This window comes from Halomonas sp. HL-93, from assembly GCF_900086985.1.
Lineage (GTDB): Bacteria > Pseudomonadota > Gammaproteobacteria > Pseudomonadales > Halomonadaceae > Vreelandella.
Genome location: NZ_LT593974.1, coordinates 2,665,154 through 2,684,507, shown reverse-complemented (window position 1 = coordinate 2,684,507; position 19,354 = coordinate 2,665,154). Strand labels below are relative to the sequence as shown.

The 19,354-nt window shown below is 59.3% G+C and carries 20 protein-coding genes; 5 read left to right on the top strand and 15 right to left on the bottom strand.

Translation table 11 applies throughout. From position 1 onward, the window contains the following. Positions 1-2 precede the first annotated feature (2 nt). Together GA0071314_RS12500 and GA0071314_RS12495 are read left to right on the top strand one after the other, a co-directional pair. The gene (locus GA0071314_RS12500) at positions 3-587 is read left to right on the top strand and encodes an NlpC/P60 family protein (protein ID WP_074398524.1); all 585 of its coding nucleotides are present in this window, start codon (positions 3-5) and stop codon (positions 585-587) included. A 40-nt stretch (positions 588-627) separates the two neighbouring features. Then, a complete protein-coding gene (locus tag GA0071314_RS12495; protein WP_074396950.1) occupies positions 628-1,821 on the top strand; it encodes an MFS transporter in 1,194 nt (397 codons plus the stop codon). Here the strand turns inward: GA0071314_RS12495 and GA0071314_RS12490 are convergent. Genes GA0071314_RS12490 through GA0071314_RS12470 form a run of 5 tightly spaced genes read right to left on the bottom strand, consistent with a single transcriptional unit; the run spans position 1,754 to position 6,594 of the window. Next, positions 1,754-2,407 (bottom strand): ABC transporter ATP-binding protein, encoded by a 654-nt coding sequence (locus tag GA0071314_RS12490; RefSeq protein ID WP_074396949.1) that lies wholly within the window; start codon positions 2,405-2,407, stop codon positions 1,754-1,756. The genes GA0071314_RS12495 and GA0071314_RS12490 overlap by 68 nt on opposite strands. Further along, complete coding sequence (locus GA0071314_RS12485; protein WP_074396948.1) at positions 2,400-3,218, bottom strand: ATP-binding cassette domain-containing protein; 819 nt, start codon at positions 3,216-3,218, stop codon at positions 2,400-2,402. The genes GA0071314_RS12490 and GA0071314_RS12485 overlap by 8 nt, the downstream gene beginning before the upstream one ends. 18 nt (positions 3,219-3,236) lie before the next feature. Further along, positions 3,237-4,037 (bottom strand): ABC transporter permease, encoded by an 801-nt coding sequence (locus tag GA0071314_RS12480; protein WP_074396947.1) that lies wholly within the window; start codon positions 4,035-4,037, stop codon positions 3,237-3,239. After that, a complete protein-coding gene (locus GA0071314_RS12475) occupies positions 4,034-5,014 on the bottom strand; it encodes an ABC transporter permease (protein ID WP_074396946.1) in 981 nt (326 codons plus the stop codon). The genes GA0071314_RS12480 and GA0071314_RS12475 overlap by 4 nt, the downstream gene beginning before the upstream one ends. Beyond that, positions 5,005-6,594: an ABC transporter substrate-binding protein gene (locus tag GA0071314_RS12470; RefSeq protein WP_074396945.1), complete on the bottom strand. Its 1,590-nt coding sequence runs from the start codon at positions 6,592-6,594 to the stop codon at positions 5,005-5,007. The genes GA0071314_RS12475 and GA0071314_RS12470 overlap by 10 nt, the downstream gene beginning before the upstream one ends. A gap of 98 nt (positions 6,595-6,692) precedes the next feature. Between GA0071314_RS12470 and nikR the strand changes: the two genes are divergently transcribed. Beyond that, a complete protein-coding gene (gene nikR / locus GA0071314_RS12465) occupies positions 6,693-7,094 on the top strand; it encodes a nickel-responsive transcriptional regulator NikR (protein ID WP_074396944.1) in 402 nt (133 codons plus the stop codon). 76 nt (positions 7,095-7,170) lie between these two features. On the opposite strand, the gene GA0071314_RS12460 is transcribed toward nikR, so the two are convergent. Next, on the bottom strand, positions 7,171-7,653 hold the full coding sequence (locus GA0071314_RS12460) for an FKBP-type peptidyl-prolyl cis-trans isomerase (RefSeq protein ID WP_074396943.1): 483 nt from the start codon (positions 7,651-7,653) through the stop codon (positions 7,171-7,173). A 172-nt stretch (positions 7,654-7,825) separates the two neighbouring features. Between GA0071314_RS12460 and GA0071314_RS12455 the strand changes: the two genes are divergently transcribed. Further along, positions 7,826-8,104: a hypothetical protein gene (locus GA0071314_RS12455; RefSeq protein WP_074396942.1), complete on the top strand. Its 279-nt coding sequence runs from the start codon at positions 7,826-7,828 to the stop codon at positions 8,102-8,104. 86 nt (positions 8,105-8,190) lie between these two features. Here GA0071314_RS12455 and GA0071314_RS12450 read toward each other — a convergent pair whose 3' ends face one another. From GA0071314_RS12450 to GA0071314_RS12410, 9 genes are all read right to left on the bottom strand, one after another. After that, positions 8,191-8,658: a glycine zipper 2TM domain-containing protein gene (locus GA0071314_RS12450; protein ID WP_074396941.1), complete on the bottom strand. Its 468-nt coding sequence runs from the start codon at positions 8,656-8,658 to the stop codon at positions 8,191-8,193. A gap of 250 nt (positions 8,659-8,908) precedes the next feature. Next, a complete protein-coding gene (locus GA0071314_RS12445; RefSeq protein WP_074396940.1) occupies positions 8,909-10,507 on the bottom strand; it encodes an isocitrate lyase in 1,599 nt (532 codons plus the stop codon). A gap of 291 nt (positions 10,508-10,798) precedes the next feature. Beyond that, a complete protein-coding gene (locus GA0071314_RS12440; RefSeq protein WP_096298605.1) occupies positions 10,799-11,251 on the bottom strand; it encodes a GNAT family N-acetyltransferase in 453 nt (150 codons plus the stop codon). A 1-nt stretch (position 11,252) separates the two neighbouring features. Then, positions 11,253-12,440 (bottom strand): cupin domain-containing protein, encoded by a 1,188-nt coding sequence (locus GA0071314_RS12435; RefSeq protein WP_074396938.1) that lies wholly within the window; start codon positions 12,438-12,440, stop codon positions 11,253-11,255. Positions 12,441-12,510: 70 nt separating this feature from the next. Continuing rightward, the gene (gene purB, locus GA0071314_RS12430) at positions 12,511-13,896 is read right to left on the bottom strand and encodes an adenylosuccinate lyase (protein WP_074396937.1); all 1,386 of its coding nucleotides are present in this window, start codon (positions 13,894-13,896) and stop codon (positions 12,511-12,513) included. A gap of 43 nt (positions 13,897-13,939) precedes the next feature. Next, entirely contained in the window at positions 13,940-14,581 is a 642-nt protein-coding gene (hflD, locus tag GA0071314_RS12425) for a high frequency lysogenization protein HflD (protein WP_074396936.1), read from the bottom strand. Further along, on the bottom strand, positions 14,578-15,720 hold the full coding sequence (mnmA, locus tag GA0071314_RS12420; RefSeq protein ID WP_074396935.1) for a tRNA 2-thiouridine(34) synthase MnmA: 1,143 nt from the start codon (positions 15,718-15,720) through the stop codon (positions 14,578-14,580). The genes hflD and mnmA overlap by 4 nt, the downstream gene beginning before the upstream one ends. A gap of 73 nt (positions 15,721-15,793) precedes the next feature. After that, entirely contained in the window at positions 15,794-16,237 is a 444-nt protein-coding gene (locus GA0071314_RS12415; protein WP_074396934.1) for an NUDIX domain-containing protein, read from the bottom strand. Next, the gene (locus tag GA0071314_RS12410; protein WP_074396933.1) at positions 16,234-16,848 is read right to left on the bottom strand and encodes a pseudouridine synthase; all 615 of its coding nucleotides are present in this window, start codon (positions 16,846-16,848) and stop codon (positions 16,234-16,236) included. The genes GA0071314_RS12415 and GA0071314_RS12410 overlap by 4 nt, the downstream gene beginning before the upstream one ends. A gap of 255 nt (positions 16,849-17,103) precedes the next feature. Between GA0071314_RS12410 and GA0071314_RS12405 the strand changes: the two genes are divergently transcribed. Beyond that, a complete protein-coding gene (locus tag GA0071314_RS12405; RefSeq protein ID WP_074396932.1) occupies positions 17,104-19,338 on the top strand; it encodes an NADP-dependent isocitrate dehydrogenase in 2,235 nt (744 codons plus the stop codon). The last annotated feature ends 16 nt before the right edge of the window (positions 19,339-19,354 follow it).

The window sequence follows — 19,354 nt, the reverse complement described above, 5'->3', positions numbered from 1 at the left end:
TGATGCTAAGCGGCTGTGCCGGTAACGCACCTCAAGACGACGCGCCCGATGACTATTTTGCCCGCTCGCTGCCGGGGTTGCCTGCCGACTGGGAAGCGCAGATGTCGCCCCACGATGGAGACAATGCAGCGTTCGGCGACTGGCAGGGTTCTCCCATCGAGCAAGTGCGTGAGGCGCTGTTGTCGCAGCACGAGGAGTGGGTGGGAACGCCGTACCGGCTTGGTGGTACCAGTCAGCGTGGTATCGATTGCTCGGCACTGGTACGTAATATTTTCCGCGATACGTTTGAATTGGATCTGCCGCGCTCCACCCGTGGGCAAATTCACGAGGGACGCTCGATCGACCGCCAATCATTGCGGGCAGGCGATCTGGTCTTCTTCCGCCCACCGGGGGCGTATGACCATGTGGGCATCTATGTTGGCGACGGGCATTTCTTGCATGCCTCTACCTCCAAGGGTGTGATTATCTCGAGCCTGGATAATAGCTACTGGAACCGCTATTACTGGCAGTCGCGGCGGCCGTTAGCGCCCTCGCACCTGGCAAAGCTGAATGACACGCCGCAAACCAGCGCCTCCCGGTCGATGTAAGCAGTGGTAGCCACCCCAGCTTTGTACGATTAGGAATGGAATGATTGAAGCCCATACGCGCGCCTGGTGGCGCGCTACGTTTGCCCTGTGTTTGGGCTCCTTTCTGGTGTTTATCAATCTTTATGCCCCGCAGCCGCTGCTGCCGGGGCTTAAAGAGGCCTATGGCGTGTCTACCCTGGGCGTTAGTTTGTTGATGTCGGTATCGACACTGTCGCTGGCGTTCGCGCTGCTGGTATTCGGGCCGCTTTCCGATGCCATTGGCCGCGAAGGCATTATGCGCATTACCCTGCTGCTGGCCGGTGGCTGCTCGCTGGCCCTGGCGTTTGCCCCTACCTTTGAAAGCCTTTTAGCGCTGCGCTTGGTGCAGGGCTTTGTGCTGGGTGGCTTGCCTGCCGTGGCGATTGCCTGGATGGGCGATGAGTTTGATAAGCCGGCGCTGTTAAGTGCGGTGGGGCTGTATATTGGCGCCAATTCGCTGGGCGGCATCAGCGGGCGCGTGGTGGGTGGCGCGGCAGCCGATATTGGTGGGCCAACGGCGGCGTTTATCACCGTGGGGGTGCTAACGCTGCTGGGCGGCGCGTTGTTCTGGCGCCTGCTGCCGACCAGCCAGGCGTTTCGCCCGCAGCGCTTTCAACTGCGCATTGCGCTGAGTGATCTTGCCGGGCATTTGCGTACCCCGGTATTGCTCGCCGCTTATGCGCTGGGTGGCATCAATTTTCTGATTTTTATCAATCAATACAGCTATATCACGTTTCGGCTTGCAGACGCGCCTTACCAGTTGGCCGCGAGCAGTCTGGGGTTGATTTTTTTGACCTACCTGGGCGGTACCCTGGGCTCTACGCTTTCCGGGCGGCTGGCCAAGCGGTTTTCACCGGCAGCCTGTATGAGCGCCGGGGTGATGATTTTAATGCTGGGCACGGCGATAACGCTGGCCGATTCTCTGCTATTAATTATTGTTGGGCTGACCGTTAATGCCTTTGGGTTTTTTATGGCCCATTCGCTGGCGTCCAGTTGGGTGGGGCGTTACGCCCAGGGCGCGCGGGGCAGCGCCTCGGCGTTGTATCTAGTGTTTTACTACGTGGGCGCAAGCCTGGGTGGTTTTTGGCTGGAACCGTTCTGGCAATGGGCGGGCTGGCAAGGCGTGGCGCTCGCTTCGTGGCTGCTGCTTAGCGTGACGTTGCTTGTGGCGCTTTCGCTGTGGCGCTTTGAGCGCCGTGCAGACGCCCCTCGCTAAGCCGCAGACGGCGAGTGCATAGGCGCTTAAGTAGTGCTTCGTCGTGGCTGATGACCAGCACGCCCAACCCTCGGGCTTCGGCCACTTGGCGTAGCGCCTGCCACAGTGCGAGCTGGGTGAGCGGGTCGAGCATGCTGGAAATCTCGTCGGCCACCAGGTAGCGCACCCCCGGCACGAGCGCCCGCAGGACGTTTACCCGCTGCAATTCGCCGCCGGATAGTGCCTGGGGGTATCGGTTCAGCCAGCCGGGTTCAATCCCAAACGCCTCGCGCAATGCGTCGGGCGGCGTCCAGGCTTCCTCCAAAATGCGCTTGACCCGCCAGCGGGGGGTCACTGTCAGCTCCGGTGATTGCGGCAGCCATTGCACCGGCCGTAAGCCGCGTGCCGGTAATGCGGCGCCATCAACCTCCACATAGCCCGCCTGGGGCATAAGATGCCCTGCCAGTAGTTTGCCCAGGGTCGACTTGCCCGCACCGGAATCGCCGTTAAGCCCAACCCATTCGCCCGGCGCCAACGAAAGCGATACGTCATCAAGAATCGGCGGCTGGTTGGCAAAGCTTGCTCGCAAATGGTGCGCGTTAAGCAACCTGGCTCTCCTGGGGGGCGCGCTCTGGCGTGCTGAATTGGTTGTCGGGTAAGGCTTGCCATAGCGCACGGGCGTAGGGGCTTGTCAGGGCGTGGCCCGCGCCTGCAAAGGCGTGGGCAGGCGCGGTTTCAATGCCCCGCCCGTCGCGCATCAGGCTCACCTGGTCGGCGATGCGCAGCGCGTGGCGTAAATCGTGGGTAATGATGATCACCGCCTTGCCTTGTTCGGCCAGCGCGCGTAGGGCGTTTAACACCCGGTCGCGCTGCACAGGGTCGAGCCCGACGCTGGGCTCATCAGCAATGATCAGCTGTGCATGGCTCACGTGGGCCATGGCTGTTAACACACGCCGGGCCATGCCGCCGGAGAGCTGGTGGGGAAAGGCGTGCCGGGCGTGTGCGTCTAACTGGTAATGGTCGAGTGCGTTTCCTGCGGCTTGCCAGGCATTGCCCCTGGCGTGCCCTGCGCGGTGGGCCGCCCAGCTGACCTGGCGCTGGCTGCGCACCAAGGGGTCGAGGGCGTCGAGCGACTGGGGAATCAATGCCAGCTCGCGCCCGCGTAGTTGGCGCTGGCGCTGGGCGGTCAGTGGTGCCTGCTGATAGGTAAGCTCGCCGGTTAGTTTGGCGTTTTTGGGCAGCAGCCCCATGACTGCGTGGGCTAGCAGGCTTTTGCCGGCTCCCGAGGCGCCCACCACCGCGTGCACCTCACCGCGGGTAACGTTCATGCTTAGGCTGTCCAGGCAGGTGGCCCAGCGGCGCTGCCACCAGTTGGCGTAATAGGGCAGTTGTAGGGTTACGTTTTCGATCGACAGCATGTCATCCTCCCTTTCTCCTCACAGCGCCTGGCGCAGATGGCTGGAAAGCCGTTCAAGGCCAAGGACCACCAGCAGCAGCCCAAGCCCGGGAAATACGCCCAGCCACCAAACCCCGTCGCTTAAATAGCGCATGGCGTCGGCCAGCAATACGCCAATGGCGGGCTGGCTGGGGTCCAACCCCACGCCTAAAAAGGTCAGCGCGGCTTCGTGCAAAATAGCGTGTGGAAACAGCAGTAGCGCCCCTACCACGCATTGGGGCAGCACGTGGGGCAGACAGTGATAGACCACGATAAAGCGTCGTGACTTACCCAGCGCCCGGGACATGGCGATATAGGGAGCATGGCGAAGCTGCAGTAGCTCGGCGCGTAGTAGACGCGCCAGGCGCGGCCAGTGGGTGACCGCCACGGCGATAATCACCGCGTGGGTACCGCCGCCTAACGCGAACGCAATCAGCAGTAACAAAATCAAATGCGGCACACTGAGCAGCGTATCGATCAACAGACTCACCAAGGCGTCGAGCTTGCTATTAAGCGTGGCGATAACCGCGAGACTCAATGCAATCACGCTGCCCAGCAGCGCCGCCAGGCTGCCAACGCCAATGCTCAGGCTTAGCCCCGCCAGCGTGCGCGCCCAGAGTTCGCGGCCCAGAGCATCAGTGCCCAGCCAGTGGTTGAGGCTTGGGGGCGCCAAGCGAGCGTCAAACTGCATCTGACCGGGTATGTCGCCGAGCAGCCAGCGGCTGCTGAGTAGCGCGACAAGCATCAGCACCATGACACTGCCGAGCCACAGTACATCGCGCCGGGGTTGCGCGCGGCTCATTGCGGTACCTTTTGCATGCGCGGGTCAATGAGCGCGTAGAGCGTATCGGCGAGTAAGTTACCGATGCTTACGAACAGCGCGGTAAACATCGCAATGCCCAGCAATAGGGGCACATCGCTACGCAGCCCAGCGGCGACGGTTGCTTGCCCCAGGCCTGGGTAGGCGAACACTTGCTCGACGAGTACCGAGCCGCCAAACAGTTCACCCAACGAGGCCAGCGAAAGGGTCAAAGCGGGCAGGCTGGCATGGCGGATGCCGTGCCGCCAGGCAATATCTAACCGGCTGGCGCCTTGGGCAAAGGCATGTGTGGCAATACTGGAGTGCATTAGCGCGATCATGCGCGTGCGGGTATGTAGGGTTATGTTGGCAATGCCCAGTAAGGCAAGCGTTGCCACCGGCAGTATGAGGTGGTGAAGCCGGGTGACAAGGTCGACGTCCTGGCTTCGGGTACCGGTGGGGCCAGCGCAGCACACCGGCGTCCAGCCCAGGTAAACTGAAAATAGCAGCAGCAGTAGCATGGCCAGCCAAAAGGCGGGGGTCGAGGCGGTGAAGTAGGCGTAGGTGCTGATCACACGGTCTAACATGGAGCCCTCTTTGGCACCGGCGATGATCCCCAGGGCGAACCCTAGCAGCGTGGCAAGCAGCCAGGCGCTGCCGAGCAGGGCGATAGAGCGTTGAAAGCGCTGGCCGATTACTTCGCTCACCGGTTGGTTATAGATATGGCTGATGCCCAGGTCACCGTGCAGAAGTTGGCTCATCCAGTGGCCAAACTGAACCACGGGGGGCGCGTCAAACCCCCAACGTTCGGCAATCAGCGCCCGTTGTTCGGGACTTACCTGCGCCATTTGTGGCCCCAGATAAGCGTCCACCGGGTCGATGGGTGACAGCATCATCAAGCCAAACGACACCGCCGCCACGCACACCAGCACCAGCGCGAGGCGCAGCAGGCGAACGGCCACGAAGGCGATTAGTCGCACGTCCAGCGCCAGTCGAGCAGGTTAGCGGTAACCGGCCAGCCGTGGCCGTGGGGGGCAACGCCCAGGGTGCCAAGGTCGAGGCATCGGTCGGCGGTGTAAACGTGTTCCAGGTTGACCATCCACGCCCAGGTGGCCTCACCGCGCACGCCGTAGCCGGTGTCGCCGTCCCACTGGGCGGCTTGCCAGTGCTCCGCGGCCTGTTCTGCACTGGCGGCTTGCTGGGCGTCACCCAGGTGGTCGTCCACGCTGGGGTTGGCGTAAAAGCCGCTGTTGTAAAAGCCGTTGCCGCTATGCTGGCTGTGGTACAGGTAATAAATCTCTTGAGGACTATGGCTGCCAAATCCCATCACCACCGCATCTTGGTGGAGGGCTTTGCGCTGTATCTCGTCCCAGTGGCGGGCGGTAGGTTGCATCTCGATGCCCAGCGGGCGGACCATTTGCGCGCTAATTTCCGCCAGCCGTTGCCGGGTGGTGTCGCCGGCGGGGTAGGTCAGCTTGAAGCGGGCTGGCTGGCCGTCTTTTTCGCGCAGGTTGTCGTCGCTTTGGTGCCAGCCGGCGTTGTCGAGTAACGCCGCTGCACGTTCGAGATCGGGGGCATCCAGCGTTTCGTCGGAGTCGCTCCACGGCAGGCCGTCGGCGGGGCCAAACGCCGGACGGCCGTAGCCTTCGAGCGCCACATCCACCAGGGTGTCGCGGTCGAGCGCCAGGTTGATTGCTTGGCGAATGGCAATATCGGCAGTGACATCATTGCCGATGGGCGCGCCGTTATCCGCGGTTTCGCCGTTGTCGGGCTGCATGGGAAATAAAATGCCGCGGTTATCGACGCTCTCCATCACCACGCGGCGCATGTGCGAGGGCAACCGGTTAGCAAGTGCAGGCGGCAGGGCGGCCAGGTCCACTTCACCTGCGCGAACGGCATTCAGGGTGGTATCCTCGCCGGTGAACAAAAACACCAGCCGCTCAAACGGCGGCGTGGGGCCATAAAAGTGTGGGTTACGCTCGACAATCAGTTGCTCGCCCTCTTGCCACTCCACCAGTCGATACGGCCCGGAACCTAGCGGGTCGCGGCCATAGTTATCGTCGTAGCCGTTGTCGCGCGCGGCGCTGGGGACGATGCCTAGGGTCATTAGCTGGTCGATAAAGGTAATGCGTGGCTCGCGCAGCGTCAGAGTGACGGTTTGTGAGTCGATGGCCTCGGCGCTTTCAAGCGCGCTGAGGTCAGCCCGGCCACCGGCCTCGGCGGCGGCATTAAAGGTAAAGGCGACATCGTCGGCGGTAAGTCGGGTACCATCGGCAAAACGAATGTCATCGCGCAGCGTCAGCGTCCAGGTCAGACGGTCCTCGGACAGCGACCAGTCGGTGGCCACTTGTGGCTGCGGGGATAAGTCGCGACCCCGCGAGAGCAATGTCGATTGAAATAGCGGGTTGCCATACTGCCCCCAGCCGAGCAGCGGGTCGAAGCCTTGTTCCGGCTCTCCGCCAATGGCCAACACGAGCTGCTGTTTTGCCTCGGCGGCGTTCGCCCCGGTGACGCAACCAAGCGCCAAGCCAAGTAGAATAGCCTTGGAGGGGAGAGACATGGCGGTGTCCTTATTAGCGACTGGGTATGATGTTTTTAGATTAACATCATACTGGCGAGGCAGAAAGGCGCACATATTTTCATTAGAAGGGGGCGTGCATGCAGCGAGTAACGGTAACGCTTGACGAAGAATTGCTGGCAGAAGTGGATACGCTAATGCGTGAGCGGGGCTATCAGAATCGCTCGGAAGCGATCCGCGATTTAGCCCGCAGTGGACTCAATCAGGTGAAGCAAGAAGCGGCCCCCGAGACGCCCTGTATGGGAGCGCTGGTATATGTCTATGACCACGCCGCGCGTGAGCTTTCCAAGCGCTTAACCCGGCATTCCCATGACCATCACGACCTGACGCTGTCGACGCTTCACGTGCATATTAATCACGACAGCTGCCTGGAGGTAGCGCTATTGAAGGGGCAGGGTGCAGCGCTCAAACAGTTCGCTGCCGAGGTGACCTCATCGCGCAGCGTTCGTCACGGCCAACTGGTATTGATTCCTGAGGAGTAAAGCATAAAAAAGGCGACCGCTTGGGTCGCCTTTTCGCATGTCACGCGTGGGCTGATGAACAGCCCAGGGGAAGAGCTTAGTGCTCTACGCCGCCTTCGCCGTGAACATGGCCGTGCTCAACTTCTTCTTCGCTGGCTTCGCGTACTTCGGCGATTTCAACGTCAAAGTTGAGGTGCTGACCGGCTAGCGGATGGTTGCCGTCGACGACGACGGTGTCGCCTTCGACTTTCTTAACGGTAACCATTAGCGGGCCGCCTTGGGTCTGCGCCTGGAACTGCATGCCCGGCTCGACGCTTTCAACACCTTGGAAAGCATCGCGCGGAACTTCTTGCATGAGCTGTTCCTGAACTTCGCCGTAACCCTCTTCCGGGGTCACTTTAACGTTCAGCTTTTCGCCAGCACCGTGGCCTTCAAGCTCTTTTTCCAGGCCAGGAATAATATTGCCTGAACCATGGAGGTAGGTGAGTGGCTCACGGCCTTCGGAACTGTCTAGCACTTCACCCTCATCATTGGTTAAGGTGTAGTGGAACGCGACAACCGAGTTTTGCGCAATTTGCATTAAATAACCTTTCGGTGAGTGCATGTCCCAACATGGTAACGCGTGAGCGCTGGCTTGTCAGGGGGTAGAAGGGGATTTTCCGTCTCTCATCTTTTGGCGGTATTGCGCCCTGGATTGTGCAGGGCTACCCTAGCCGAACACTTTTTCCGCCGCACCTTCTACGGAGCATGACATGACCTTATTACTGATTTGGCTGATCGCCTTTGTGCTGATTGGTTATTTTGTTAATCAGCGCTGGCAAACCGTGAGCGCTGGGCTGGATAAAATGCTGCCCGCTGCGCTGAAAACCCACGGTGATAATCGCTGGCTGTGGGTATCGGCCCTGGCCGTGCTGGGCGCGACCACGCTGGTACGCCCGGTAGATGTTCTGCTAGTTGCCATTCTGCTGGGCATTATCGGTTTGGTGGTATTTAAACTGATTAACTGGGCATCCAGTAAAGCGCCTCATTAAGCCAGTCCGTGGATTAAGTTGGTGAAACAAAAAGCGCCCCGTCAGCGATGCTGGCGGGGCGCTTTGCTATACCGACGCTTCGCTAATTAGTAGGGGGCGACACTTGCGTTGGCGCCGTTGCCAATCAGGCGAACTTTTTGACCGGGCTGGAAATCGCGGTCAGCACGTTGAACGACAACCACATCGCTGCCGTCTTCCAGGCGGATTTCCATTTCCAGTGCGTCAATACGGTTGGCGCGGTCTTCGGCAGCGGTACCGGCAATGGAGCCACCCAGCGCACCAGCAACGGTGGCGAGTTGCCGACCAGAGCCGCCGCCTACTTGGTTACCCAGCAGGCCGCCGATAATCGCGCCGCCGCCACCGCCTAGCAGGCCGCCCGTGCGGCTATCCGCTTGGATTTTTACCGGACGTACCGCCGCAATAGTGCCAATCCTGACACTTTGGCTGGTCTTGGCTTGATTACCGCTGTACACATCGCCCGAATAGCCCGATGTATTGGCGCAACCAGCGAGAACGAGAACGCTGAGTGCGGCGATAGGGAGTAAACGCTTCATGGAAACCTCCGAGAGGGTCGCTTAGCCAACCCGTTAGCTACGGGACATGTGACTAAATTATAGAACAGTGTTCGTTAACAACATACTCAATATTGCTCAGGTTGCAAAGCAGTTTGTTGAGAATAAAAGTAATGATAGCGAGTGTAGTCGCTGATTAAGAAAATAGTGTGCAAAACTAGGTGAAAAAAACGCCCAGAAGGTCAAACCTGCTGGGCGTTGGTACGGCTAGCGAATTGGCTCGGGGTGAGTATTAGCCAAACTGGTTCATGGTGTTGTCTTTGCCGCCTGCTTTCAGCGCGGCGTCACCGTGGAAGAACTCTTTATGATCATCGCCGATGTTGGAGCCAGCCATGTCCTGGTGGCGAACTGTGGCGATGCCCTGGCGGATTTCCTCGCGCTGAACTTTCTTGACGTAGGCCAGCATGCCTTCGTCACCGAAGTAGTCCTTAGCCAGATTGTCGGTAGACAGCGCCGCGGTGTGGTAGGTGGGCAGGGTAATCAGGTGGTGGAAGATGCCCGCTTCCCGCGCGCCGTCGCGCTGGAAGTTACGCGTCCACTCGTCGGCAAGCTGACCAAGCTCAGTGTTGTCGTACTCGACGCTCATCAGCTTGTCGCGCTCGTAGGCCGAGACGTCCTTGCCTTCTTTTTCCCAGGCATCGAACACTTGCTGGCGGAAGTTCAACGTCCAGTTGAACGACGGTGAGTTGTTGTAGACCAGCTTGGCATCTGGGCAGACTTCGCGGATGCGGTTGACCATCGACGCGATCTGGCCAACGTGGGGTTTTTCGGTTTCGATCCATAGCAAGTCAGCGCCGTTTTGCAGGCTGGTGATGCAGTCGAGTATCACGCGGTTTTCGCCGGTACCGGGCTTGAACTGGTAAAGGCCGGAGGCCAGGCGCTTGGGCTTGACCAGTTTGCCGTTCTGCTTGATGACCACGTCGCCGTTGTTGATGTCGGAGGCCGATTCGATCACGTCGCCATCCAGGAAGCTGTTGTACTGGTCGCCCAGGTCGCCCGGTTCGTTGGTCACGGCGATCTTCTGGGTAAGGCCCGCCCCCAGCGAGTCGGTACGTGCCACGATGACGCCGTCTTCGACGCCCAGCTCGAGGAAGGCGTAGCGGACGGCGTTGATCTTGGCGATGAAGTCTTCGTGGGGCACGGTGACCTTGCCGTCCTGGTGGCCGCACTGCTTCTCGTCGGATACCTGGTTTTCCAACTGGATGCAGCAGGCACCGGCTTCGATGAACTTCTTGGCCAGCAGGTAGGTGGCCTCGGCGTTGCCAAAGCCAGCGTCGATGTCGGCAATGATCGGCACGATGTGGGTTTCGTGGTTGTCGATCTGGCTGATCAGTTCCTGCTCCTTGGCTTTGACGCCAGCCTCTTTGGCGTCGTCCAGCGCGCGGAAGAGGTGGTTGAGCTCCCACGAATCGGCCTGCTTGAGGAAGGTGTAGAGCTCTTCGATCAGATTGGCGACCGAGGTTTTCTCGTGCATGGACTGGTCGGGCAGCGGGCCGAACTCGGAGCGCAGGGCGGCAACCATCCAGCCGGAGAGGTAGAGGTAGCTGCGTTTGGTGGTGCCGAAGTGCTTCTTGATGGAAATCATCTTCTGCTGGCCGATAAAGCCGTGCCAGCAACCTAGTGATTGGGTGTAGTTGGCGGTGTCGGCATCGTAGGCGGCCATGTCGTCGCGCATGATCTTGGCGGTGTAGCGGGCGATGTCCAGGCCGGTGTGAAAGCGGTTCTGGGCACGCATACGCGCGGCGTATTCAGGCTTGATGTTGTCCCATTTGCCGCCTTGTGCTTCGCGTAGTTGGGCCAGTGCCTTGATCTCTTCAAGTAGTCCAGTCATGAGCTAATCCCTCCGGGGTTGTGATAACGATGCGCACGTTAGCAGTTTCTTATGCTGCACCTGCGAAGTCATTTTCAGCATCGTTCAATTCGCTTGGCGTGTCTTTAAGAAATAAGTCTCTTAATAGAACGTCGTAAGCGCGGTGATTTCGGGCAGGCCATGTGGCACTGCAGTAAAACCACTATCCCCGAAGGCGAGGTAGGCAACAATTGACACTTGGGGGCAGGCAGCGTTGTAGCCCGACTACAGCCGGGTAACAAAGCGGTGGGATTGTGTAGTGGAATTTCGCAACTAGCGAGCAGGCGATGGGCTGAGGGTAAGGGTCATCTCACGATGGGGAATGCCTGCGTCCATGAAGATGTCGCCGTGGGCGGTGAAGCCGAGCCGTTCGTAGAACGCCAGCGCATGGAGCTGCGCGCTGAGCGCTACTTGAGGGTGGCCAAGACGCTGGGCACAGGCGATGGCGGCGGCCATTAATTGGCCGCCGATGCCTGATCCGCGTGCCTCGGCAAGCACTGCCACGCGGCCAATATGGCCGTCGGGCAGTAGCCGCGCGGTGCCTACTGGTTGGTCGTTAAGATAGGCAACAAAGTGACGGCAGGCTGGGTCCTGGCCGTCCCATTCTTCGTCTTGGGGCACCTGCTGTTCGTCGATGAACACTACGCGGCGAATAGGGCTTGCGATGTTGCCGAGCAACGACCATTCACCCTCTTGGATATTCACCGGTAGAGCGTCGCGGGGCATGTTATTCGTCGTCGTCGCCATCGTCGTCATGTAACCAGCTTAGGCTGCCGGCGTTGACCAACTGGGTAATGAGCGATTTGGCGCCTGGCAATTCCAGCACATCCTCGTGAAGCGGTGCGGTTGACGCCAGGCGCTGTGCCAGCGCTTCCGAGCAGGCATAGCCTTCACCGTCGGCGAACAGCGTGGTGGCGTTACCCTCGCTGCGCCAGGCGAAGCGTGAGCCGGGCATGTGGTATAGCGGCTCGCCTTCTTGTAGCTGAGCAACAAGGTTGGCTTCGGTCATGGGAGGGTCAAGCGGTACGACTTGGTCGACATACTTGGGTTGAGTCATCACGCGGCCGAACCACTGGGCGATTTGCTGTGGATTATCCAGCGTCGACACGATTAGCTGGCGCATACGCTCTACTGCGGCATCGTCGAGCTCGCCGCTGTGTTCTGCGGGCGTGAGTTCGGGGTCGGCGTAGCGCAGGGAGGCGGGCAGCTGTTCGCCCAGGAAATCGGCGTAGGACGTGACCGCTTCGTCGGCCGAGGGTGCGCGGAAGCCTACCGACATGGTCATGCAGTCTTCCGTTTGGCTAACGCCGTGATGGGCCCAGCCTGGCGGTAAGTAGAGCATGTCGCCGGGTTCCAACACCCAGTCGGAGTCTTCTTCAACCGCGAAGGTTTCCAGGATACGCAGGTCAATGCCCTGAATAATCGGCGCGTCATCACCGGGTTGGCCACCCAGTTGCCAGCGGCGTTGGCCACTGGCCTGAAACAGGAACACATCGTACTGGTCGACATGGGGACCGACGCTGCCGCCGGGCGGAGCATAGCTGATCATCACGTCGTCTAGTCGCCAGCGGGGCAGAAAATCGAATTCATCCAACAGGGCGGCCACCGACGGCAGATAGTGATCCACGGCTTGAACCAACAGACTCCAGTGGCCGTTGGGCAGGCGCTCAAAGGTGGCTTCATCGAAAGGCCCGTGGGATACCTCCCATGCGCCGTTGGGGCCTTTTTCTTCCACCAGACGCGCCTCTATGCCGGGCTCGCAGGCAAGTCCTGCCAGCTCGTCGGGTTCGATGGGGCTGATAAAGTCAGGCATTGCCCCGCGGATCAGCAGCGGTTTTTGTTGCCAGTAGCTCGCCAAGAATTCTGCTGGGGTCAAGTCGCCTAGCAAGGTAAGTGGCTTATCGGAAGGGTGCATGACGTTATCCTAGCGCGAAGATTCGCAGTGTAAGCAGTTGGTTAAAACCGATGTAAGGGCCAAAACCGGATTATAGTGCATCCAATCGTTGACGTAGCGCATTTGCCTGGGCTTCGGCGTCGCCGATGTAACTTGCCGGTGACATTGCCTTCAGCTCGGTTTTGACGTCGTCGGGTAGCGCCAGGGTATCGATAAAGGCGGCAAAGCCAGCCTGGTCGATGCGCTTGCCCCGGGTCAACTCTTTGAGCTTTTCGTAAGGCTTTTCAATACCGTAGCGGCGCATGACGGTTTGAATCGGCTCGGCGAGCACTTCCCAACTGTTGTCCAGGTCGCTGTCCAGACGTTCAGGATTGGCTTCCAGCTTGCTGATGCCCTTGAGGCTGGCGTGATAGCCAATCAGCCCGTAGGCCAGGCCCACGCCCAGGTTGCGCAGCACGGTGGAATCGGTCAAATCGCGCTGCCAGCGCGAGATCGGCAGCTTTTGCGCCAGGTGGCCGAGTACCGCGTTGGCCAAGCCAAGGTTGCCTTCCGAGTTTTCAAAGTCGATGGGGTTGACCTTGTGCGGCATGGTCGACGAGCCGATTTCACCTTCCACGGTGCGCTGCTTGAAGTAGCCAAGCGAAATGTAGCCCCAGACGTCGCGGTCAAAATCGATCAGGATGGTGTTGAAGCGACAGATGGCGTCGAATAGCTCGGCGATGTAGTCGTGGGGTTCGATCTGGGTGGTGTAGGGGTTGAAGCTCAGCCCCAGGCCTTCCACGAAAGTTCGCGCATTGGCTTCCCAGTCGATTTCGGGATAGGTCGCCAGATGAGCGTTGTAGTTGCCCACGGCGCCGTTGATTTTGCCCAGAATCTCGACGCGCTCGATCTGCTTGAGCTGGCGCTTGAGGCGATAAGCCACGTTGGCCATTTCCTTGCCAAGCGTCGTGGGGCTGGCGGTTTGCCCGTGGGTGCGCGACAGCATCGGTTGGCCGGCATGGGTGATGGCCAGTGCGGTGATATCGTCGGCAACGTTATGCATGACGGGTAGCAATGCTTGGAGGCCATCGGCCAGCATTACGCCGTAGGACAGGTTGTTGATGTCTTCCGAGGTGCAGGCAAAGTGGATGAATTCAGTCACCGCATGCAGTTCGCTGTTGTCGGCAATTTTCTCTTTGAGAAAGTACTCCACCGCTTTGACGTCGTGGTTGGTGGTGCGCTCAATGTCCTTGATACGCTCAGCGTCGGCCACGGAAAAGTCGCGGATCAACGCTTCAAGAAACGCCGTCGCCTGGGCGGAAAGCGGCGGTACTTCGACGATTTGGTTGTGTTCGGCGAGCCGCTGCAGCCAGCGGACTTCCACGATGACCCGAGCGCGGATCAGGCCGAATTCGCTGAAATGTTCGCGCAGCGCGGCGGCTTTGCTGGCGTAGCGGCCGTCAACGGGGGAAAGAGCGGTCAAAGCAGAGAGTTGCATGGCTTGGTTTCCAGTTCTGAAAGCGATTAGGGGTAAAGGGACGTTATTTCAAGTCATCCAGCGCGCGACGCAGGGCTTTGCGTTGGAACATCAGTTTCCAGCGTCGGCCGCCTTGCTGATGCCATAGCAGCGCAAAACGAATGCCGGCCATCAAACAGGCGCGCACACGCTCGGGCATCATGCGGGTTTGCAACAGCGAGGGGTCGCCCTGAACCACAATGCGGTTTTTAAACGTCGAGATGGTCTCCTGGTAGGCTTCGCCCAGACTTGCGACCACGTTTTCATGGGTGGCACCAAAGTGTTCCGCCTGACCTTGTATATGGCTCAACTTCTGCCCCAGGGTATCCATCATGTTGCGGTTGTTGCGCAGCTTGTTCATCAATAGCAGTATCGAAAAGCCATAGCGTAGCACCACCGGATTGGCCTGTTCCCGGCCGACCAGCATTTCGAGAGTATCCAATCCCTGGCGCAGGTTGTTGGGGTGGCCGCCGTAGATTGCTTCAAAACTTTCCGGGTTAGGGTCGCTAGTCGCTTGGATAAGCGTTTCCCAGGCGCGCGGCTCTACTTGGCCCGTGCGGGCCAGTTCGTCCACCAGGCTTGCGGCCTGAAAGACCCCTGCTAGCGCCAGTGCTTGGCGCGCGGCCGGGGTTTCCGGCGCGCGATGAATGGGCGTGGTAGGGCTCATGTGGCTGCCTCGGTTGCCTTCCATGTGGAGTGAATCACACCGCCGCCCAGGCAAATATCGCCGTCGTAGAGAACGAGCGACTGACCTGGGGTTACGGCGCGTTGGGGATCGTCGAAATGTACCTCGACGCTGCCATCAGGCTTGGCAATTATCTCGCAGCCTCGATCGCTCTGGCGGTAGCGGGTTTTAGCCGTGAAGCGCCCTTGGGTGACCGGTGGCTCACCGGCGACCCAGTCCATCGGCTCGGTGACCAGCGCATCGCTATAGAGCAGCGAATGATGCTTACCTTGCACGGCTACCAGCACGTTGCGTTCCAGATCTTTCTGGGCGACATACCACGGGTCTTCGGAATAGTTGGCCAAGCCGCCAATGCCGAGCCCCTGGCGTTGGCCGAGGGTGTAATACATCAGCCCCATATGCTCGCCGATCACATCGCCCTCGGGGGTTTCGATGGTGCCGGGCTGGGCGGGCAGGTATTGCTTGAGAAAGTCGCGAAAGCGGCGTTCGCCGATAAAGCAGATGCCGGTGGAGTCTTTCTTCTTGGCGGTGATTAGATCGTGCTGCTCGGCCAGCGCGCGCACCGCAGGCTTTTCCAGCTCACCCACCGGAAATAGCGTGCGCGCAATGGCAGCTTCGGGCACGGCATGCAGGAAGTAGCTCTGGTCCTTGTTGCCGTCCAGGCCTTTTAACAGGCGGGGGCGACCTTCCCGGGTGCCTTCACGAACATAGTGACCGGTGGCGATTTTCTCCGCGCCGAGCATCTCCGCGTATTCAAGAAACACTTTAAATTTTATTTCGCGGTTGCACAGAATATCCGGATTAGGTGTACGGCCCGCTTTGTACTCGGCGAGAAAGTGCTCAAAAACGTTATCCCAGTATTCGGCGGCAAAATTGGCCGTATGCAGCTTAATGCCAAGCTTGGCGCACACCGCTTCGGCGTCGGCGAGGTCTTCCTTCGCCGTGCAGTACTCCGTGCCGTCGTCTTCGTCCCAGTTTTTCATGAACAGGCCTTCCACGTCGTAGCCCTGTTGTAGTAACAACAAGGCCGATACGGAAGAGTCAACGCCGCCGGACATGCCGACAATCACTTTGCCGGTCGCAGACGCCGTGGGCGTGGAGGTGCCAGTGGTGGATGTCATCGCCATCCTCGGTTGGAGTGGTATGCAATTGGGCGGTGATTATACACGATGCAGCCATGGCGCTTCGAGTGCTTCACTCGCGGATTACCTCTAGGGGGTAATGGTGGTGTTGCATGGCATCTTCAATGCGGGTGACCACCAGAGGACTGCGCAATCGCCCAGCGTGATTGAGCGCCTGAATTTCATCCAGTGTCAGCCAGTGGGTGGCGGTAATGTCACGATCCAGCGGGGTATCCAGAAACGTCTTGGGCGTGGCGATAAAGCCGTGGCTGTGAAAGGTTTTTCCCTGGGGCGTATGGAAAATGTAAAGCCCCAGGTAGCCGGTGAGCGTGACCTGCCAAGCGGTTTCTTCGGCGACCTCGCGCAAGATGGCGGTGATAGGCCCTTCGCCGGGTTCGATATGCCCGGCCGGCTGGTTGAACACGGTGGTAGGGCCGCCGCGGGCTTCCTCGACCATTAGAAAGCGTTCGCCCTGTTGAATTACGCAGGCCGCTGTGCTGTGAATCGTCTGTTTCATGACCGCTTGCGCCCTGATGCGGGCCGTTTGCGCTGGGTTGGGCGCTGATTGGGCTTCGCCGCGCGCGGCGCATGCAGGGTTTCGTGACGCCATTCGCCTGGCGCCAGTTCGCCCAACTGCCAAGGGCCGATTGCAGCGCGAATCAGACGCAGCGTGGGGAAGCCGACGTGGGCGGTCATGCGTCGCACCTGGCGGTTGCGGCCTTCGCTGATTGTCAGCTCCAGCCAGCTGGTGGATGGGTGGCGCTTAGGGTCAATGGCCGGGTGGCGCGGGGCGATGTTGGGTGGGTCGATACGCCGCGCCTTGGCAGGCAGCGTGGGCCCGTCTTTTAGCGCCACGCCGCTTTTCAGCGCGTGTAGGGCGTCGTCGTCGATTCGCCCTTCGAGCTGAACCCAGTAGGTTTTCGGTTGTTTATGGCGCGGATGGGCAATGCGGTGAATCAGGCTGCCATCATCGCTGAGCAGCAGCAGGCCTTCCGAGTCGTAGTCGAGCCGACCGGCGGCATAAACGTCTGGCACGTCAATCACATCCGCCAGGGTGGCGCGGCCCTGGGGGTCGGTGAACTGGGACAGCATGCGGTAGGGTTTATGCAGTAAATATAGGTTGCTCATTGTCTCGTTTGGGCTGCCCTTGATTTGTCGACAATCGCTCATGCGGTTAAAGTGCAGCGCTGGTATACTCCTGCGTGACCGCTGGGGTCGTCGTCACCACCACCGATAAACCACCTTGTGGCTTTTATTAATCACCATGTGATGGGAGGAGCTACCAAAAGCTCCGCACGCTTCGCGATAAGGTTTCTTGCTCAATGAGCCGCGACGCTTAAGAATTTATAATCACAGCGACAGAGAAAAGAGGTTAACGCAAAAATGTCCAAAACGCCGAAGATCATTTATACGCTCACCGACGAGGCCCCCGCGCTCGCGACCTATTCGTTGTTACCGATTATTGATGCCTTTACCGACTCGGCGGGCATTATCGTTGAGACGCGCGATATTTCTCTCGCTGCCCGCGTGCTTTCCCAATTCCCTGATCTGCTCAGCGATGAACAGCGCGTCAGCGATGACCTGGCCGAGCTTGGCCAATTGGCCACCACGCCTGAAGCCAATATCATCAAACTGCCCAATATCAGTGCATCAGGCCCGCAGTTGAAGGCGACCATCAAAGAGCTTCAGAGCCAGGGCTACCCGCTGCCCGACTACCCGGACGAGCCGAAGAACGACGAGGAAACCTCGATCAAGGCGCGTTACGACAAGGCCAAGGGCAGTGCGGTCAACCCGGTACTGCGCGAGGGTAACTCTGATCGCCGTGCGCCGAAGTCGGTTAAGAACTACGCGCGTAAATACCCGCATCGTATGGGCGAGTGGAGCGCTGATTCGAAGTCGCACGTGGCTCACATGAGCGAAGGCGATTTCTACGCCAGCGAGCAGTCCACGGTGATTAAAAACGCCAGCAAGCTCAAGATCGATCTGGCCCAGAAAGACGGTACTCACACCGTTTTGAAAGAAGGCCTTGCCGTGCAGGAAGGAGAGGTGATCGACGCGGCCTGCATGAGCAGCCGCCGCCTGCGCAATTTTATCGACAGCCAGATCAAAGACGCCAAGAAAGATAACGTGCTGTTTTCCCTGCACCTGAAAGCCACCATGATGAAGGTTTCCGACCCGATCATGTTTGGCATGGTGGTAGAGGAATTCTACAAAGACGTTCTCGAAAAGCACGCCGACGCGCTTAAACTGTCGGGCTTCAATCCCAATAGCGGTATTGGCGATCTTTACAGCGCGATTGAAAAGCTGCCCGCTGAACAGCAGGCAACCATCAAGGCCGATATCGAGGCGCTCTACAAAGAGCGTCCACCGATGGCGATGGTCAACTCGCACAAAGGTATTACCAACCTGCACGTACCCAGCGACGTGATTATCGACGCCTCGATGCCCGCGATGATTCGCGATTCGGGCAAGATGTGGAACGCTAACGACGAGCTGCAGGATACCAAGGCGGTAATTCCGGATCGCTGCTATGCGACCATTTATCAGGCAGTGATTGAAGACTGCAAGAAAAATGGTGCTTTCGACCCGACCACCATGGGCAGCGTGCCTAACGTTGGTTTGATGGCCCAGAAAGCGGAAGAGTACGGCTCCCACGACAAGACCTTCCAGATTCCTGCCGATGGCACCGTGGTAGTGACCGACGAAAACGGCCACACGCTGTTTAGCCACGACGTTGAAGCGGGCGATATCTGGCGCATGTGCCAGACCAAGGACGCGCCGATCCAGGATTGGGTCAAACTGGCAGTGACCCGGGCGCGGGAAAGCGGCTCGCCGGCGATTTTCTGGCTCGACGCCAACCGTGCTCACGATGCGCAACTGATCAACAAAGTCGAAACCTACCTGAAAGACCACGACACCAACGGCCTGGATATTCGAATTCTGTCGCCGGTGGAGGCCATGAAGGTATCGCTTGAGCGTATTCGCAAGGGCGAAGACACCATTTCGGTCACCGGTAACGTACTGCGCGACTACCTAACCGACCTGTTCCCGATTATGGAACTGGGCACCAGCGCCAAGATGCTCTCGATTGTACCGCTGATGAATGGCGGTGGGCTGTTTGAGACGGGTGCGGGCGGTTCTGCGCCGAAGCACGTCCAGCAGTTCCTGGAAGAGAATCACCTGCGCTGGGATTCACTGGGCGAATTCTTGGCCCTGGCGGCGTCGCTTGAACACTTGGGCAGCACCTTTGGTAATGCCCGCGCTAAGCTGTTGGCTAATGCGCTTGATGAAGCCAACGGTCAGTTCCTGGACAGCAATAAGTCACCGTCGCGTAAGGTAGGCGAATTGGACAACCGAGGCAGTCACTTCTACTTGGCGCTATACTGGGCAGAAGCACTGGCCGCGCAAGACGAAGATGCCGAGATGAAGACGCTGTTTGCACGTCTGGCGGAAACGCTCAAAGCCAACGAAGCGACGATTGTTGATGAGCTCAACAGCGTTCAAGGGCAGCCAGTTGATATTGAAGGTTATTTCCGTCCAAGTGGCGAACGGGCTAGCCAAGCCATGCGCCCGAGTAAAACGCTCAACAACGCATTGGCGATGGTCGCTGCCGACTAACGCAGTTCGATTCCGT

Bases quoted from the DNA above. Each gene is read 5' to 3' on its own strand.
- GA0071314_RS12500 (WP_074398524.1), top strand. From the start codon at position 3: ATGCTAAGCGGCTGTGCCGGTAACGCACCTCAAGACGACGCGCCCGAT.
- GA0071314_RS12495 (WP_074396950.1), top strand. From the start codon at position 628: ATGATTGAAGCCCATACGCGCGCCTGGTGGCGCGCTACGTTTGCCCTG.
- GA0071314_RS12485 (WP_074396948.1), bottom strand. From the start codon at position 3,218: ATGCTGTCGATCGAAAACGTAACCCTACAACTGCCCTATTACGCCAAC.
- GA0071314_RS12480 (WP_074396947.1), bottom strand. From the start codon at position 4,037: ATGAGCCGCGCGCAACCCCGGCGCGATGTACTGTGGCTCGGCAGTGTC.
- GA0071314_RS12470 (WP_074396945.1), bottom strand. From the start codon at position 6,594: ATGTCTCTCCCCTCCAAGGCTATTCTACTTGGCTTGGCGCTTGGTTGC.
- nikR (WP_074396944.1), top strand. From the start codon at position 6,693: ATGCAGCGAGTAACGGTAACGCTTGACGAAGAATTGCTGGCAGAAGTG.
- GA0071314_RS12460 (WP_074396943.1), bottom strand. From the start codon at position 7,653: ATGCAAATTGCGCAAAACTCGGTTGTCGCGTTCCACTACACCTTAACC.
- GA0071314_RS12455 (WP_074396942.1), top strand. From the start codon at position 7,826: ATGACCTTATTACTGATTTGGCTGATCGCCTTTGTGCTGATTGGTTAT.
- GA0071314_RS12450 (WP_074396941.1), bottom strand. From the start codon at position 8,658: ATGAAGCGTTTACTCCCTATCGCCGCACTCAGCGTTCTCGTTCTCGCT.
- GA0071314_RS12445 (WP_074396940.1), bottom strand. From the start codon at position 10,507: ATGACTGGACTACTTGAAGAGATCAAGGCACTGGCCCAACTACGCGAA.
- GA0071314_RS12440 (WP_096298605.1), bottom strand. From the start codon at position 11,251: ATGCCCCGCGACGCTCTACCGGTGAATATCCAAGAGGGTGAATGGTCG.
- GA0071314_RS12435 (WP_074396938.1), bottom strand. From the start codon at position 12,440: ATGCACCCTTCCGATAAGCCACTTACCTTGCTAGGCGACTTGACCCCA.
- purB (WP_074396937.1), bottom strand. From the start codon at position 13,896: ATGCAACTCTCTGCTTTGACCGCTCTTTCCCCCGTTGACGGCCGCTAC.
- hflD (WP_074396936.1), bottom strand. From the start codon at position 14,581: ATGAGCCCTACCACGCCCATTCATCGCGCGCCGGAAACCCCGGCCGCG.
- mnmA (WP_074396935.1), bottom strand. From the start codon at position 15,720: ATGACATCCACCACTGGCACCTCCACGCCCACGGCGTCTGCGACCGGC.
- GA0071314_RS12415 (WP_074396934.1), bottom strand. From the start codon at position 16,237: ATGAAACAGACGATTCACAGCACAGCGGCCTGCGTAATTCAACAGGGC.
- GA0071314_RS12410 (WP_074396933.1), bottom strand. From the start codon at position 16,848: ATGAGCAACCTATATTTACTGCATAAACCCTACCGCATGCTGTCCCAG.
- GA0071314_RS12405 (WP_074396932.1), top strand. From the start codon at position 17,104: ATGTCCAAAACGCCGAAGATCATTTATACGCTCACCGACGAGGCCCCC.